The organism is Tabrizicola sp., assembly GCF_031377265.1.
Classification (GTDB): Bacteria; Pseudomonadota; Alphaproteobacteria; order Rhodobacterales; family Rhodobacteraceae; genus JAUYQR01.
Window position 1 is genome coordinate 1 of the sequence record NZ_JANMET010000029.1, and the last position, 14,841, is coordinate 14,841.

The window sequence follows — 14,841 nt, forward strand, 5'->3', positions numbered from 1 at the left end:
GGTGATCTGGTCCTCGGCCCAGTTCCGCTTCGTGCGGCTGTCCGACAAATGGACCACCGGTTCCTCGATCATGCCGCAGAAAAAGAACCCCGACGCGGCAGAGCTTCTGCGGGCAAAGCTTGGCCGCATCCTTGGCGCCACCGTTGCCCTTTTCACCATCATGAAGGGTCTGGCGCTGACCTATTCCAAGGACATGCAGGAAGACAAGGAGCAGGTTTTCGACGCCGCTGACACGCTGATGCTGGGCCTTGCCGCGATGACCGGGATGGTCGGTGACATGACTGCCAATCGCGATGTGCTGAAGGCCGCCGCTGCCAGCGGGTTCTCGACGGCTACGGACCTTGCCGATTGGTTGGTCCGCGCGCTGGGCCTGCCGTTTCGCGAGGCGCATCATGTGACCGGTACATTGGTGGCCATGGCAGAGGCCAAAGGCTGCGATCTGCCCGACCTTGCGCTGTCTGACATGCAATCGGTTCACGCCGGTATCCGGGCGGATGTGTTTGCCGTGCTGGGCGTCGAAAATTCAGTGCAAAGCCGCACGTCGTATGGCGGCACTGCACCGGATCAGGTGCGGATGCAACTGGCCCGCTGGAAGGAAAGCCTGCCGTGACGGTTGCAGCAGGCGATGATATGATCAGGCGCTAAGGACAGGAGTTTCGCCATGAGAATTGCCATCTTTCTTTGTGTTCTTGCCCTTCCCGCGTGCACCGACCCGACGCTGACAGCCGGGTTTGCCATTGGCACCAATGGTGTTTCCGTAGCACCCATCGTGTCCGGCAATGTCGGTGGTGCCACCGTCTCCGTATCACCCTGACAGTTATCCAAGGATCATCATGCCCCGTCTGTGCCCCTTCGTGTTTCTTGTGCTGGCCGCCTGCGGTGCGGACGGCGCGCCGCAAGCGCCTGCGTCCAAATCCGGGATTACCATTTCAGGGGATACGCAGATTGGCGTCGTGCTGAAATGACGCCGCTGCGCGGGGTGTTTCTTGCGCTGGCGGTTTGGGGCGCGATCCACCCGATGTACTGGTTTCTGCGCCACATGCGGGAAACCGGCACTGGGCTCGGGGGCATGATCGACGCCTGGTACGTCAATGCGTCGACCACCGGGCTGACCTGGGATCTGACGATTGCCGCAATCGCGCTGACCGTCTGGGTTCTGGCCGAAACCTTTGCCCGCAAGGCCTGGCTTAACCTGATCGCAATTCCAGCGACCTTCTGCATCGGTGTCAGTTGCGGGTTGCCGCTTTATCTGTTCCTGCGCTCGCGGCCATCGGCATGACCAACGGCACGCTGCGCCGGACGGTTCTGATCGTGGCGCTGCTGAACCTTGGGTACTTCGGGATCGAGTTCGTCGCAGCGCTGCGCATCGGTTCGGTGGCGCTGTTTGCCGACAGCATCGATTTTCTGGAAGACACCGCGATCAACCTGTTGATCTTTGTGGCGCTGGGCTGGACGGCGATGCGGCGCGCACGCGTGGGCATGGTGCTGGCGGCTCTGATGCTGGTGCCGGGCATCGCGTTTCTGTGGACGCTGGTCCAGAAATACCTCGCGCCGGTGCCGCCTGATGCCACGGTTCTGACTGTGATCGGCCTTGGGGCGCTTGCGGTGAACCTGACCGCCGCAGTCTTGCTGGCACGCCACCGCCGCGCCGAAGGCAGCCTGACGCGCGCCGCCTTCCTTTCGGCGCGCAATGACGCGCTGGCCAATGTGGCGATCATCGGCGCGGGGCTTTTGACGGCGGTGCATCCTTCGATCTGGCCGGATGTGATTGTCGGCCTGGCCATCGCCGCGATGAACCTTGATGCGGCACACGAGGTCTGGGAAGCCGCCCGCAAGGAAGGCCGCGACGCTGAGGCCTGAGCGGATGTGGCCTGAAGCCGGGCGCAGATGTGCGGAATTAAGCAGCAATTCCGCCCAATTCCCAGCATAGTTTTCGGTCAGTGAGGGGAAAGACCCTGACCGAAAGATGCCATGACAGACCTTGCGCTGACCCTGCCGGCCCTGACCCACAAGCCGAAGTCCGGCCCAAAGGTTGACGTCAAGATGATTGAACGGGTGGCCCGCAGCGCCGGGATCAGCCCGCTGCGCCAGTTTTCCGAGATCGTCCGGCTCAACCGTCGCGACACGCATCTTGGGGCGTACGAATACCATCGGTTTCAGGTCTATCGGCGCGATCTTGGGTGGACAGAAAAGCGGGCGTTTGTCGGCGATCTGGGCAGTGCGCAGCTGAACCATCGCCTTGCGCCGGCGGGTCTGACCCAGATGCGCGGCTTCGTCTCTGACAAGCTGGCGTTTACCGGATTGATGGCGCAGCTTGGCCTGCCGACCACCAGAATTCAGGCCGCCTATGCCACCGGGCGCAGCTTTGGCGCGCTGCGCTGCCTGCGCAGCGAGGCCGATGTGATCCGCTTTCTGACGCACGAGGCGCGCTTTCCCTTGTTCGGCAAGCCCGCGCAACTGCGTCAGGGCCTTGGTGCGGTGCGGATTGACCACGTTGACGGCGCGCGCGGCATGGTCGTGCTTGGCAATGGCAGGGCCATTCCGCTGCGCCAGCTTGCGGCGGAAATCGCGGCGCATGCAGCGACCGGTTATCTGTTTCAGGATGTGGTCGAGCAGCATGCAGATCTAAACCGGATGGCAGGCGGCAGCGCCCTTGCCACGCTTCGGATCGTGACGGTGGTGGCGCAAGCCGACCGGCCGCAGGTGCTTTACGCTGCTTGGCGGTTGCCGCCGCCCTTGGCGATGATCGACGATACCTGGCAGGATGACAGCCTGATCTCGCTGGTTGATACCGCGTCAGGCCGCCTTGACACCTTGCGGCGCGGCAAGGGTCCTGACACGGAATGGCTGGCCGATCACCCGCTGCACCGAGAGCAGGTTGTGGGCCAGACCCTGCCGTTCTGGCCCGCAGCTAAGGCGCTGGCGGTTGCGGCGCATGGCGTGGTTCCGGTGAACGGTATCCTTGGCTGGGATATTGCAATTGGTCCGACCGGCCCGGTGCTGATCGAATGCAACGAAAATACTGCGCACGGGATCTTTCAGCTGGCTGCGGGGCGCGGAATTCTGAACGATGACTTCAAGCCGGTGTTCGCCGAAGTGATCGCCCGCAATGCGCGCCTGATTGGCCAAGGCAAGGGCCGGGCATCAGCGCCACGCTGACGCCGCACCGTTCGCAATTGCATTGCCACGGCACTATGCTAAATCCCTGAGCCATGGACCATTTTCTCTATCATGGCGGCATGCTGCATGCCGAAGACGTGGCGATCGCTGATATCGCGGCCGCGGTTGGAACGCCGTTTTACGTATATTCCACCGCCACGCTGACCCGGCACTATCATCTGTTCACCGAGGCGCTGAGCCCGCTGCCGCATCTGGTGTGCTTTGCGATCAAATCGCTGTCCAACATCGCGGTGCTGAAAACGCTGGGCGATCTGGGGGCCGGGATGGATGTGGTGTCCGGTGGTGAATACCGCCGGGCCAAGGCCGCAGGCGTACCGGGCGAGCGGATCGTGTTTTCCGGCGTCGGCAAGACGCGGGATGAGATGCGGCTGGCGCTGACCGGCGGCATCCGCCAGTTCAATGTTGAAAGCGAGCCGGAGATGCGGGCGCTGTCCGAAGTCGCGGTCAGCCTTGGGGTGGTGGCGCCGATTACCATCCGGGTGAACCCGGATGTGGACGCCAAGACCCATGAGAAGATCGCCACCGGCAAGAAGGAAAACAAATTCGGCATTCCGATTGGCCGCGCGTCGGAGGTGTATGCCGAGGCGGCCCTGCTGCCGGGGCTGAAGGTTATCGGCATCGATGTCCATATCGGCAGCCAGCTGACCGAGCTGGAGCCGTTCGAGCAGGCCTATCTCAAGGTCGCCGACCTGACCCGGCAGTTGCGCGCCGAAGGCCACACCATCAGCCGGCTTGATCTGGGTGGCGGCTTGGGCATTCCCTACGAACGCTCCAATTCCGCGCCGCCGCTGCCCACCGATTACGGCGCGCTGATCAAGCGCACGGTGGGTGATCTGGGCTGCGAGATCGAGATTGAACCGGGCCGCCTGATTTCAGGCAATGCGGGGCTGCTGGTATCATCGGTCATCTACGTCAAGAACGGCGAGGGGCGGGATTTCCTGATCCTTGATGCCGCGATGAACGATCTGGTGCGCCCGTCGATGTATGGCGCGCACCATGATATCGTGCCAGTGGTGGAACCCGCCGCCGCGACCCTGCCGCAAGAGTTTGATGTGGTTGGCCCGGTCTGCGAAACCGGCGACACCTTTGCCAAGGCCCGGCCGCTGGCGCCGCTTGCCGAGGGCGATCTGGTCGCCTTCCGGTCGGCGGGGGCTTATGGCGCGGTGATGGCATCGGAATACAATACTCGGCCGCTGATCCCCGAGGTGTTAGTCAAAGGGGATCACTTCGCTGTCATCCGGGCACGTCCGAGCTTTGACGAAATCCTGAACCGCGATACCTTACCGGAATGGCTGTGACGTTCCGTCCGGCATAGAGGCAGGTTTGATGAATGCACGCGCGCCACTGTCGCCGCTGAAATCGCTGGTCTGGCCGATGCGCCTGACGCTGCTGGGCCTGTGGGCCGAGCGGCTGAGCCGGGCGTTCTGGCCACTGTGGTCGCTCATCCTGACCACGATTGCTGCGCTGACCTTTGGCTTGCAGGACGTCGGGCCCTTGGTATGGGTGCAAGCGGCGGGCGCGGTGATCGCCGTGGCTGCCATTGGGCTGCTGATTCTGGGCCTGCGTCGTTTCCGCCGCCCGACCGAAGCCGATGCTTTGGCGCGGCTGGATGCCGCAATGCCGGGCCGCCCGATTGCCGCCTTGCAGGACACCCAGGCTATCGGTGCGGGCGATCCCGCCTCGCTTGCCGTCTGGCAGACGCACAAGGACCGCATGGCCAAGCGCGCCGCGCTGGCGCAGCCGGTTGCCCCGGACCTGCGCCTGTCGTCGCGTGACCCGTTCAGCCTGCGCTATGTGGCGCTGACCGCGTTTGTGATGGCGGTGCTGTTCGGGTCGTTCTGGCGGGTGACCTCGGTCGCCGGGCTGGCACCGGGCGCGGCCGAGGCGATGCCCGCCGGCCCGAGCTGGGAGGCTTGGGCGCAGCCCCCCGCCTATACCGGCAAGCCGTCGCTTTATCTGAATGACATCACCGCCGAGACGCTGGAACTGCCCACCGGCACGCGGGTTCAGATCCGGCTTTACGGCCCCGAAGGTGAGCTGACCGTGGCGCAGACCGTCGCCGTGCCAGAGCCTTTGGTCGAACCCGCGCCCGATGGCGTGCAACCCGTCGCCGCCGTGCCGGATGGCATGAAGGGCGTGCATGACCTGACGGTCACCAAATCCGGACGTCTTGCCATTGAAGGCAACGGTGGCCGCGAATGGCAGATCACCGCGAAACCTGACGGTTTGCCGATGATCGGCGTGTCGGGCGAGATGGGGCGCGAGGCGGATGGCCGTTTCAAGCAAGGCTTCAAGGCCACCGACGATTACGGCGTCGTGGCCGGGCGGGTGACGATCAGCCTCGATCTGACCAAGGTCGACCGCCGTTATGGCTTGATCCCAAATCCCGAAGCGGTGGAGCCGGTGGTGCTTGACCTGCCGATGCCCCTGTCGGGCAAGCGCAGCGACATCACGGAAACGCTGGTCGATGATCTGTCAAAGCACGTCTTCGCCAACCTGCCAGTGACCATGGTCTTTGCCGCCGTCGATGCGGCGGGGCAGGAGAGCACCTCTGCCCCCTATTCGGTCACCCTGCACGGCAAGCGGTTTTTCGACCCCCTCGCCGCCGCATTGATCGAGATGCGCCGTGATATCCTGTGGAACCGGGTGAACGCGCCGCGCGCCTCGCAGATCCTGAAAGCGGTCAGCAATCGGCCCGAAGGCTTCATCCGTCATGATCGTGCTTTCCTGCGGCTGCGGGTGCTGATGCGCACGTTGGATGCGCAGAAAGCGTCGCTGACCACCGAACAGCGCGATGCGGTGGCCGAGGAGCTGTGGCAGATTTCGCTGATGGTGGAAGAGGGCAACCTGCATTCCGCGCTGGAACGTCTGCAGCGCGCGCAGGACCGCCTGGATGAGGCGATCAAGAACGGTGCCTCGCCCGAGGAAATCGACCAGCTGATGAAGGAAATGCAGCAGGCGCTGAAGGAATACACCCGCGAACTGGCCGAAGAGGCTAAGCGCAACCCCGGTGATCAGGAGCAATCGCAGAACATGCAGGGCATGCAGATGTCGGCAGACCAGCTGCAGCAGATGCTTGATGAACTGCAACGCCTGATGGAAGAGGGCAAGACCGCCGAAGCCGCCGAACTGATGGAAAAGCTGCGTCAGTTCATGGAAAACATGGAGGTGGTCGAAGGTCAGGGCCAGGGTCAGGGGCAAGGCAGCCCCGGCCAGCAGGCGATGCGCGATCTGGGCGAAACGCTGCGCGACCAGCAGGACCTGTCGGACGACGCCTACCGCGATATGCAGCAGGGCGAAGACGGGCAGCAAGGCGAAGACGGGCAGCAAGGCGAAGATGGCCAGCAACCCGGTGACCAGCAGCCCGGTCAGGATGGCCAACAAGGCCAGGACGGGCAGGGCGGTCAGGACCAGGCGCAGGATCAAGGCTCGCTTACCGATCGACAGCGCGCGTTGCGCGAACGGCTGGATGATCTGCAAAATGGCCAGCTTCCCGGCGATGGCAGCGAACAGGGCGAGGCCGGACGTCGCGCGCTGGATGACGCAGCCCGTGCGATGGAACAGGCCGAAGAGGCGCTGCGCAACGGCGATCTGGATGGCGCGCTGGACCGGCAGGCCGACGCGATGGAAGCAATGCGTGACGGCATGCGCGAACTGGGTCAGGCGCTGGCCGAGGAGCAGCGCGAGAACCGTGACGGGCAAAGTGGCGAGGATCTTGGCCGCGCCGACCCTGCCGGCCGCGATCCCTTGGGCCGCGAAACCGGCGAGGATTCCGCCCGCATCGGGTCAGACCGCAACATGGTGGAGAACGACCCGAACCAGCGCGCGCAAGACCTGCTGGACGAGATTCGCCGCCGCTCTGGCGACCTGACGCGCCCGGGTGCTGAACTGGAGTATCTCAAGCGGCTGCTGCAGCTGTTCTGAAACAGGGGTGCGTGCACGGCGCGCACCCTACCCATTGCGACCATCGTCAGTTAGGTTGCCGCCGATGACCGCAATGCCCAAGACCCGCATCCTGGCACTTGACCTTGCCCGCACCGCCGCCGTGGTTGGGATGGTGGTGTTTCATTTCACCTTCGATCTGCAGATGTTCGGGCACATCGCCCCCGGCACGATCTACCAGCCGTTCTGGTACTACTTTGCCCGGCTGGTTGCGGGCAGTTTCCTGTTCTTGGCGGGCGTCAGCCTTTGGCTTGCGCATGGCACCGGCATCCGGTGGCCGGCCTTCTGGCGGCGCTTTGCGATGGTTGGGGGCGGTGCGGTGCTGGTGTCGGTTGCCAGCATCTGGGTGACGCCGGGGGGCCTCATTTACTTTGGCATCCTGCATGCGCTGGCCGTGGCCAGCCTGATCGGCCTGTTGTTCCTGCGCCTGCCATCGCTGGTCACGCTTGCCGTCGCTGCCGTTGTCTTTGCCCTACCTTGGTTTGCCAAGGATCCTGCCTTTGACGGGCTTTGGCTGATCTGGCTTGGCCTTGCCGAAACCCGCCCGAACATGGCCGATTACGTGCCGCTGTTGCCATGGCTTGCCCCCTGCCTCGCAGGGATCGCCATGGCGCGGCTTGGCACACGGGCTGGGCTTTGGCCTCGCCTTTCGGGCCAGATCAGCCCGGCCATGCGCGCCGTCACCTTTCCCGGTCGCTACAGCCTGATCATCTATCTTGTCCATCAACCTATCCTGATCGCGGGCTTCACGCTTTACGCCCGGCTGACGCAAGGCTGACCCGGCGGCTGACCCCCGCCCTTCCCCTTTCCTTCCCTTTGCGCTAATCCCTTGCCCGGACTGTTTCGGGGACCGATTGCGATGAAATTCACTCTCTCCTGGCTCAAGGATCACCTTGATACCGCCGCCCCCGTAGCGGCGATTGCCGAGGCGTTGACCGACCTTGGCCTGGAGGTCGAGGGCATCGAAAATCCCGAGGCCACCTTGGGTGCCTTTCGCATCTGTCGCGTGATCGAAGCGGTCCAGCACCCCAACGCCGACCGGCTGCGCCTGTGCCGGGTTGCAACCTACCCCGATGGCCCCGGTGGCCGGATGGAAGAGGTGCAGGTGGTGTGTGGCGCACCCAATGCGCGCACCGGGCTTGTCGGGGTGTTTGCCCCGGTTGGCACCCATGTGCCGGGCACCGGGGTCGACCTGAAGCCCGGCAATATCCGCGGCGTCGACAGCAACGGCATGCTGTGTTCGGAACGCGAACTGATGTTGTCGGATGATCACGACGGCATCATCGACCTGCCCGAAGACGCCCCCTTGGGCGCGCGGTTCATCGACTATCGCGGCCTGAACGACCCGATGATCGAGATCAAGGTCACCCCCAACCGCCCCGACGCGCTGGGCGTCCGCGGCATTGCGCGTGATCTGGCGGCGCGGGGTCTTGGCACGCTGAAACCGCTGGTGGTGACGCCGGTGACGGGCGGCTTCCCCTCGCCCATCGGGGTGCACATCGACCCGGCGCTGAAGGCCAAGGGCTGCCCACACTTTGCCGGTCGCACCATTCGCGGCGTGACCAACGGTGCCTCGCCCACTTGGCTTCAAGCGCGGCTGCGGTCGATCGGCCTGCGCCCGATTTCGGCATTGGTTGATATCACCAACTACTTCACCTTCGGCCTGAACCGCCCGTTGCACGTTTTCGATGTGGCCAAGGTAAAGGGCGATCTGCGCATTCATCCGGCGGCAGGGGGCGAAACCCTGCTGGCGCTGGACGGCAAGACCTATACGCTGGCGGCTGGCCAGATGGTTATTTCCGATGATCACGGCCCGGAATCGCTGGCCGGGATCATGGGCGGCGCGGCGTCGGGCTGTGCGCCCGAGACGGTGGATGTGTTCCTTGAAAGCGCATTCTGGGAGCCGATCACCATTGCCGCCACTGGGCGTGCGCTGAAGATCAACTCCGATGCCCGCTACCGGTTTGAACGCGGCGTCGATCCGGCCTTCACCCTGCCGGGGCTGGAACTGGCGACGCAGATGATCCTTGATCTTTGCGGTGGCGAGGCGTCCGAGATCGTGCAGGACGGTGCGGCCCCCGACGCCACCCGCGCCTACAAGCTGACGCCCGCCCGGGTGATCAGCCTTGTCGGCATGGATATCCCCGAGGCCACCCAGCGTGCCACGCTAACCGCGCTCGGCTTCACGATGAACGGTGATATGGCGACCCCGCCCTCCTGGCGGCCTGACATTCTGGGCGAGGCGGATCTGGTGGAAGAGGTCGCGCGCATCGCGTCGCTGACCAAACTACAGGGCGCACCCTTGCCGCGCAGCCTGCCGGGGGTGCCAAAGCCGATCCTGACGCCCCTGCAGGTGCGCGAACGCACGGCCCGGCGGACGCTGGCTGCCTTGGGCTACAACGAATGCGTGACCTACAGCTTTATTGATGCAGCCTCTGCCGCGTTGTTCGGTGGCGGCGCGGATGCGGTGCGCATCGACAACCCGATCTCGTCGGAAATGTCGCATCTGCGGCCTGACCTGCTGCCTGGCCTGTTGCAAGCCGCCGCCCGCAATCAGGCGCGCGGCTTTGCCGACCTGGCACTGTTCGAGATCGGCCCCGCCTTCCAAGGTGGCGAGCCGGGCGAGCAGCATCTGCAAGCTGCCGGCCTGTTGATCGGCCAGTCGGCCCCGCGCGATCCGCACGGGTCGCGCCGTGCGGTGGATGTGTTCGATGCCAAGGCCGATGCCGAGGTGGTTCTGGCCGCCCTTGGCGCGCCCGCCCGCGTGCAGATCACCCGCAAGGCCGCCGCATGGTGGCATCCGGGCCGGTCCGGCGTGGTCGGACTTGGCCCGACCGTGATGGCGACCTTTGGCGAGGTTCACCCCCGCATCCTGCAAGCGATGGATGTGAAAGGCCCTGCCGTGGCCTTCACCCTTTTCATCGCCAATGTGCCCTACCCGAAGGTGAAAACCCCCACCAAACCGGCGCTGGCGATTTCCGATCTGCAGGCGGTGGACCGCGACTTCGCCTTTGTTGTCGACAAGGGGGTCGAGGTGCTGACGGCGGTCAACGCCGCCGCCGGGGTGGACAAGGCGCTGATCGAAAGCGTGCGCGTCTTTGACCAGTTCACCGGCGACAAGGCCGAGGCACAGATGGGTGCGGGCAAGAAATCCATCGCCCTGACCGTCCGCCTGCAACCGCAGGACAAGACCTTGACCGAGGCCGAGATCGAGGCCGTGTCGGCCAAGATCGTGGACAAGGTCAGCAAGGCCACCGGCGGGGTGCTGCGGGGGTGACGTCAAGTTATTGTTGCGGTGTGGCTGCACCCAACTAGGGTGCTGGGATGACCTATGATTACATCATTGCCGGGGGCGGTTCGGCCGGCTGCGTCCTTGCGGCGCGGCTGTCCGAAGACCCCTCCGTCACCGTCTGCCTGATCGAGGCGGGGGGCACAGGGCGCGGCCTTATGATCCGTGCGCCGGCGCTGGTGGCGGCCATGGTGTCGGGCCGGCCAAAGATCAACAACTGGGCCTTCCAGACGGTTCCGCAGCGCGGGCTGAACGGTCGTCGCGGGTTTCAGCCGCGCGGGCGGGCGCTGGGCGGATCGTCTGCCATCAACGCCATGCTTTATGTGCGCGGCCACCCCGGCGATTACGACGAATGGGCCGATCTGGGGGCCGATGGCTGGGATTGGCGATCCGTCCTGCCCTATTTCCTGCGCGCCGAAGGCAACGTGCGCGGCACCTCGCCGCTGCATTCCGCCGATGGCCCCTTGCAGGTGGCCGATCAACGCCAACCCCGCGCGATCTCGCAAGGTTTTCTTGATGCCGCCGCCACCCTGCAGATCCAGATGAACGATGATTTCAACGGGCCGCAGCAGGAAGGTGCTGGCCTGTTTCAGGTGACCCAGTTCCATTCCGGCCCGCGCAAGGGCGAACGCTGTTCCGCCGCTGCCGCCTATCTGCACCCGGTGATGGACCGCCCGAACCTGACGGTGATGACCCAGACCCGGGCCGAACGGATCGTGCTGGAAGACCGCCGCGCCACTGGCCTTCTGGTGCGCAAGGGCCGCGAGCAATTGACCCTGACGGCGCGCCGCGAGGTGATCGTGTCGCTTGGCAGCTTCGGCTCGCCCCAGCTTTTGCTGCTGTCCGGCATCGGGTCGGAGGAGGAGTTGCGCCACCACAAGATCCCCGTCGCCCTTGCCCTGCCGGGGGTTGGGCAGAACCTGCAGGATCATCTGGATTACATCATCAGCTACACCTCGCCGCGCCGCGATGTGGTGGGCCTGAACCCGCTGGGGCTGGCCAGACTGGCCATGGCGGGCCTGGCCTGGCGCAAGACCGGCGAAGGGCTGTTCGCCTCGCCGATGGCCGAGGCGAATGCCTTCCTGAAGTCCGACCCCGGTCTGGACCGCCCCGATCTGCAACTGCATTTCGTGATCGGCATCGTCGATCAGCACCTGCGCAAGATCCATCTGGCCAACGGCTTTTCCTGCCATGTCTGCGTGTTGCGACCGCAAAGCCGCGGCACGGTGGGGTTGACCGACACCAACCCCCGGTCAGCCCCCCGGATCGACCCGAACTTCCTCAGCGACCCGAAGGATCTGGTGACCCTTGCCGCCGGCGCGCGGATGATGGACGAAATTCTGAACGCCCCGCCGCTGGCCCCATGGCGCGGGCGCAGGCTCTATCCGGTGGATGGGTCCGAGGCGGCGCTGATCGCCGATATCCGGGCGCGGGCGGATACGATCTATCACCCGGTTGGCACCTGCCGGATGGGCACCGACCCCCTCGCAGTCACCGACCCCACTCTGCGGGTGCGCGGGATCGACGGGTTGCGCGTGGTCGATGCCTCGGTGATGCCGCGGCTTGTGGGCGGCAATACCAACGCGCCGGTGATCATGATCGCCGAACGCGCCGCAGACCTGATCCGCGCCGCTACTTCTTCGGAGCCCAGGTCCTGAGCCAGGCCCCCATGCGGCCAAAGAACCCGCGCGCCTGCTTGCGCGCCTCATCTGCCTTGGCGTCCACCGTATCCCACGCCTCGCCCGCGTCGGTCAGCACCGGGTCAATCGTCCGTTCCCGGAACTGCAGCCACATCTTGCGCAGCATGAAGATCAGGAAGGCAAGGAAGCTCAGGATCACGATGTTGACCCAAGGGATCAGCCGCACATCGGGGCCGGCAACCGGGGCGATGCTGATCGCGTTGGGGAAGATCGAAAAGATCGGCATCCGCCAGCCGTAATGCGTGATCGCCACCCATTGCGGGTTGGCCTTGTCGGATTTCAGGTTCTGCGCTTCGGCTTGCAGGGTGCTGCTGTCCCACTTGAAATAGGGCGGCCAGAACCAGCCGGTATCCTCGTTGCGGTAAACCACCACCGTCTCTCCGTCAGGATAGACCGCGTCGATGAAGCGGATGTCGCGGATGGTCGATGTCGTCTCCACCCCGGTGCCGGTATCCTCGATCGAATAGAACATCCAGTTCGCCCCGATCGGGGTGTTCTTGTTGTAGGTATTGATCACATGCACCACATCGCGCTGCGGCAGCGTGTAATGCAGGAACGCCCCGATGATAAGGAGTGCAAAGATCCGCAAGCCCCATTTGATCTTGGTCCACATGGCCGTTCCTTTCAGTCCCAGTTCACGAAGTAGATTGTCACGACGAAGGCAATCGTCGGGATGATGTAGATAAGCCAAAGCAGGCGCTTTTTAAGTCCCTTTTCGTAATGCACCATCCCCGCCTCGATGAAGGCCGTCCGCTCATCTGCAGGTGCCCCCTCTCGCGCGGGGTCGGTGTCCCATTCCTTCTCCAGCTTTTCCCGCCTGACCGACCGCGAATAGATCGCGGTCAGGAAATAGGCAATCGTCAGCCCGATATAGAGGAAGAACGCCAGCCGCAGCCATCCGATGATCATCGCCGCCCCCCGTCTCGTGAACCCCTATCCACCGCACCCCAAGGCCCGACCACATCGCGCGCGGGCTTTGGTCCCGTCGCCATTTGTGGGCGCTGCGCCTCGTCCATCCCCGGCTCCGGGCCGAACAGCGCGGTGCGCGCGCCTTCCCGGTCCACCTGATACTCCCGCGCCAGGAAATCGGCGACATAGGTCTTCTTGCGCTCGCTCCACGTCGCATATTGCGCGTAGAACAGCTCCTTGTGCACAATATACATCTGCCGCACATCCATCGGCGACAGTTCCGCCAACAGCATGTTCACCAGATCCCGGTCGCGCCCGGCCTTACCCCGCAGCGTGTAGAAATACGCCGGATGCTCCGAGGTGATCTTCGGCCAGCCACCGCCGCCCTCGACCCAGCGTAACAGTGCCGCCAGCCCCAGAAACTCCTCCGGCAGCGACGAGCCAAGCTTGTAGGCGATCTTGCGCAATTCGGTCCGCCGCGCATCGCCGATCTCGATGCCCAGCGCGTCCGCCGCTTCGACCAGGATGAAATCCATCTTCTGCCGGATCACCGCCGCCGAATCCATGCCGCGCGCCTGCACGATGGGCTCGATGAGCCCGTTGCGCTCCAGCCAATCGGCGATCTGGTTGCGCAGGGTCAGGTCCATCACCTGCGCAATCGGCACCTCGCCGAGGCTTTTCCACGGCAGCGTCGAAATCGCCGCCGGATACTTCACGTCACGAAAGATATATACCCCGCCGAAATGGCTGGTCCAGTAGTTCGGCTGCTGGAAGGTCATCGCCGGCAGGCTGATCGGCACCCGCGTCACATCGCCGGTCTTCTTCGCCAGGGTGATCATCTCGGCCACCAGCACGTCGTCGCGCCAGCCCTCCGGCTCCGCCCGGAACCTTGTGATCAGCGCGGCAAGCTTCCCTGCATCCGCGACATGCCCGCCGATGGTATCCGCCTCCACCGTGATCTGGCGGATCTCGAACAGCTTTTCGGGCGTGTCCACCGCGTAGACCGAATTCTGCAACTCCCCGCAGACCGCATCCCGCGCCGTCAGCGCGAACAACTGCGCCTCGTTGGTCTCGATGAACTGTGTCAGGATCCCCCGGCTGGTGGAGAACTTGATGTTGAGCAAAGGCGCATCCTTCTGCGCCGTGGTCAGCAAGATAAACTGCCGGTTCGCCCCGTTGGGGTTGAGGTAGAGGTCATCCTTCAGCTCATCCCCGATCTCGGGCGAATAGCCGGACAGGTCGATGTGGAAATCCTTGAGCTTGGTCGTCTTGCCGGTGAGATGCTTGAGCGCGCGGTTATAGCGTTCGATGAGGGCAGGGGAGGAAACCTCGATGAGGTTCCCGAACATGAGGCCGCGTTGGATGAGGCGTTTCATTGTGCCGCCTCTCTCAGATCGCTTTTCAGCCTTTCCCACTCTCGCTTTAGGACTTCTTGCGCTACTGGAACAAGCGCTTCGCTCTCTTCCTCTCCATCTCGCTTTCCAAGAAAGAACTGACCCAATTCCCTTGTCAGTACTTCTGTTAGCCTCTGATAGTCGGGGTCATTTCGGTTCATTCTCATGCGTATTCGCATCGATAGCATCGCGATCCGTTCCGCCCGTTCGGTGGGTGGCGCGCCAATATAAGTCATCACGATGATACCAGCGTATTCGGATAGGTCATCTCTCAGGGCATCGATCCATGCTTGCCGATACCTTGCAATTTCTATGGCGGCCTGATGCTTTCGTTCTACTCGGGCCGAAAAAACTGCGCGCCGTCCCGTGTACCACGCCGCAGCTCCACCAACCACTGCAGCCAAGACTGGAGTAAGGACCTAAGTCA

Annotated in this window: 14 protein-coding genes; 11 read left to right on the forward strand and 3 right to left on the reverse strand. The window is 64.1% G+C overall.

Annotated features, from left to right (window positions below; all coding sequences use genetic code 11):
• From RMO18_RS01690 to RMO18_RS01740, 11 genes are all read left to right on the forward strand, one after another.
• The coding region (locus tag RMO18_RS01690) for a lyase family protein (protein WP_309663550.1) at positions 1 to 610 on the forward strand (610 nt) is incomplete at its 5' end.
• 51 nt (positions 611 to 661) lie between these two features.
• Positions 662 to 814 (forward strand): hypothetical protein, encoded by a 153-nt coding sequence (locus RMO18_RS01695; RefSeq protein WP_309663552.1) that lies wholly within the window; start codon positions 662 to 664, stop codon positions 812 to 814.
• A gap of 19 nt (positions 815 to 833) precedes the next feature.
• On the forward strand, positions 834 to 965 hold the full coding sequence (locus RMO18_RS01700; protein ID WP_309663554.1) for a hypothetical protein: 132 nt from the start codon (positions 834 to 836) through the stop codon (positions 963 to 965).
• Positions 962 to 1,279 carry a DUF2834 domain-containing protein gene (locus tag RMO18_RS01705; RefSeq protein ID WP_309663556.1) on the forward strand — a complete coding sequence of 106 codons (318 nt, stop codon included), beginning with the start codon at positions 962 to 964 and terminating at the stop codon, positions 1,277 to 1,279. Before RMO18_RS01700 ends, RMO18_RS01705 begins: the two co-directional genes overlap by 4 nt.
• Positions 1,276 to 1,860, forward strand: coding sequence for a cation diffusion facilitator family transporter (locus RMO18_RS01710; RefSeq protein WP_309663558.1), 585 nt, complete (start codon positions 1,276 to 1,278; stop codon positions 1,858 to 1,860). Before RMO18_RS01705 ends, RMO18_RS01710 begins: the two co-directional genes overlap by 4 nt.
• A gap of 111 nt (positions 1,861 to 1,971) precedes the next feature.
• Positions 1,972 to 3,159, forward strand: coding sequence for a sugar-transfer associated ATP-grasp domain-containing protein (locus RMO18_RS01715; RefSeq protein WP_309663560.1), 1,188 nt, complete (start codon positions 1,972 to 1,974; stop codon positions 3,157 to 3,159).
• Positions 3,160 to 3,212: 53 nt separating this feature from the next.
• Positions 3,213 to 4,478, forward strand: a complete 1,266-nt coding sequence (lysA, locus tag RMO18_RS01720; protein WP_309663562.1) for a diaminopimelate decarboxylase — start codon at positions 3,213 to 3,215, stop codon at positions 4,476 to 4,478.
• A gap of 28 nt (positions 4,479 to 4,506) precedes the next feature.
• Complete coding sequence (locus RMO18_RS01725) at positions 4,507 to 7,104, forward strand: TIGR02302 family protein (protein WP_309663563.1); 2,598 nt, start codon at positions 4,507 to 4,509, stop codon at positions 7,102 to 7,104.
• Between the two features lie 73 nt (positions 7,105 to 7,177).
• Positions 7,178 to 7,900, forward strand: a complete 723-nt coding sequence (locus tag RMO18_RS01730) for a heparan-alpha-glucosaminide N-acetyltransferase (RefSeq protein WP_309663565.1) — start codon at positions 7,178 to 7,180, stop codon at positions 7,898 to 7,900.
• Between the two features lie 81 nt (positions 7,901 to 7,981).
• The gene (gene pheT, locus RMO18_RS01735; RefSeq protein WP_309663566.1) at positions 7,982 to 10,399 is read left to right on the forward strand and encodes a phenylalanine--tRNA ligase subunit beta; all 2,418 of its coding nucleotides are present in this window, start codon (positions 7,982 to 7,984) and stop codon (positions 10,397 to 10,399) included.
• 47 nt (positions 10,400 to 10,446) lie between these two features.
• Positions 10,447 to 12,069 (forward strand): GMC family oxidoreductase N-terminal domain-containing protein, encoded by a 1,623-nt coding sequence (locus RMO18_RS01740; protein WP_309663568.1) that lies wholly within the window; start codon positions 10,447 to 10,449, stop codon positions 12,067 to 12,069.
• On the opposite strand, the gene RMO18_RS01745 is transcribed toward RMO18_RS01740, so the two are convergent.
• The 3 genes from RMO18_RS01745 to RMO18_RS01755 are packed head-to-tail and all read right to left on the reverse strand — an operon-like array spanning position 12,044 to position 14,396.
• Complete coding sequence (locus tag RMO18_RS01745) at positions 12,044 to 12,724, reverse strand: DUF1523 family protein (protein ID WP_309663570.1); 681 nt, start codon at positions 12,722 to 12,724, stop codon at positions 12,044 to 12,046. The genes RMO18_RS01740 and RMO18_RS01745 overlap by 26 nt on opposite strands.
• Positions 12,725 to 12,735: 11 nt before the next feature.
• On the reverse strand, positions 12,736 to 13,020 hold the full coding sequence (locus RMO18_RS01750) for a hypothetical protein (protein ID WP_309663572.1): 285 nt from the start codon (positions 13,018 to 13,020) through the stop codon (positions 12,736 to 12,738).
• Positions 13,017 to 14,396 carry a DUF6638 family protein gene (locus RMO18_RS01755; RefSeq protein ID WP_309663574.1) on the reverse strand — a complete coding sequence of 460 codons (1,380 nt, stop codon included), beginning with the start codon at positions 14,394 to 14,396 and terminating at the stop codon, positions 13,017 to 13,019. The genes RMO18_RS01750 and RMO18_RS01755 overlap by 4 nt, the downstream gene beginning before the upstream one ends.
• Positions 14,397 to 14,841 lie beyond the last annotated feature (445 nt).

Bases quoted from the DNA above. Each gene is read 5' to 3' on its own strand.
- pheT (WP_309663566.1), top strand. From the start codon at position 7,982: ATGAAATTCACTCTCTCCTGGCTCAAGGATCACCTTGATACCGCCGCC.
- RMO18_RS01745 (WP_309663570.1), bottom strand. From the start codon at position 12,724: ATGTGGACCAAGATCAAATGGGGCTTGCGGATCTTTGCACTCCTTATC.
- RMO18_RS01715 (WP_309663560.1), top strand. From the start codon at position 1,972: ATGACAGACCTTGCGCTGACCCTGCCGGCCCTGACCCACAAGCCGAAG.
- RMO18_RS01740 (WP_309663568.1), top strand. From the start codon at position 10,447: ATGACCTATGATTACATCATTGCCGGGGGCGGTTCGGCCGGCTGCGTC.
- RMO18_RS01755 (WP_309663574.1), bottom strand. From the start codon at position 14,396: ATGAAACGCCTCATCCAACGCGGCCTCATGTTCGGGAACCTCATCGAG.
- lysA (WP_309663562.1), top strand. From the start codon at position 3,213: ATGGACCATTTTCTCTATCATGGCGGCATGCTGCATGCCGAAGACGTG.
- RMO18_RS01695 (WP_309663552.1), top strand. From the start codon at position 662: ATGAGAATTGCCATCTTTCTTTGTGTTCTTGCCCTTCCCGCGTGCACC.
- RMO18_RS01710 (WP_309663558.1), top strand. From the start codon at position 1,276: ATGACCAACGGCACGCTGCGCCGGACGGTTCTGATCGTGGCGCTGCTG.
- RMO18_RS01700 (WP_309663554.1), top strand. From the start codon at position 834: ATGCCCCGTCTGTGCCCCTTCGTGTTTCTTGTGCTGGCCGCCTGCGGT.
- RMO18_RS01705 (WP_309663556.1), top strand. From the start codon at position 962: ATGACGCCGCTGCGCGGGGTGTTTCTTGCGCTGGCGGTTTGGGGCGCG.
- RMO18_RS01750 (WP_309663572.1), bottom strand. From the start codon at position 13,020: ATGATCATCGGATGGCTGCGGCTGGCGTTCTTCCTCTATATCGGGCTG.
- RMO18_RS01730 (WP_309663565.1), top strand. From the start codon at position 7,178: ATGCCCAAGACCCGCATCCTGGCACTTGACCTTGCCCGCACCGCCGCC.
- RMO18_RS01725 (WP_309663563.1), top strand. From the start codon at position 4,507: ATGAATGCACGCGCGCCACTGTCGCCGCTGAAATCGCTGGTCTGGCCG.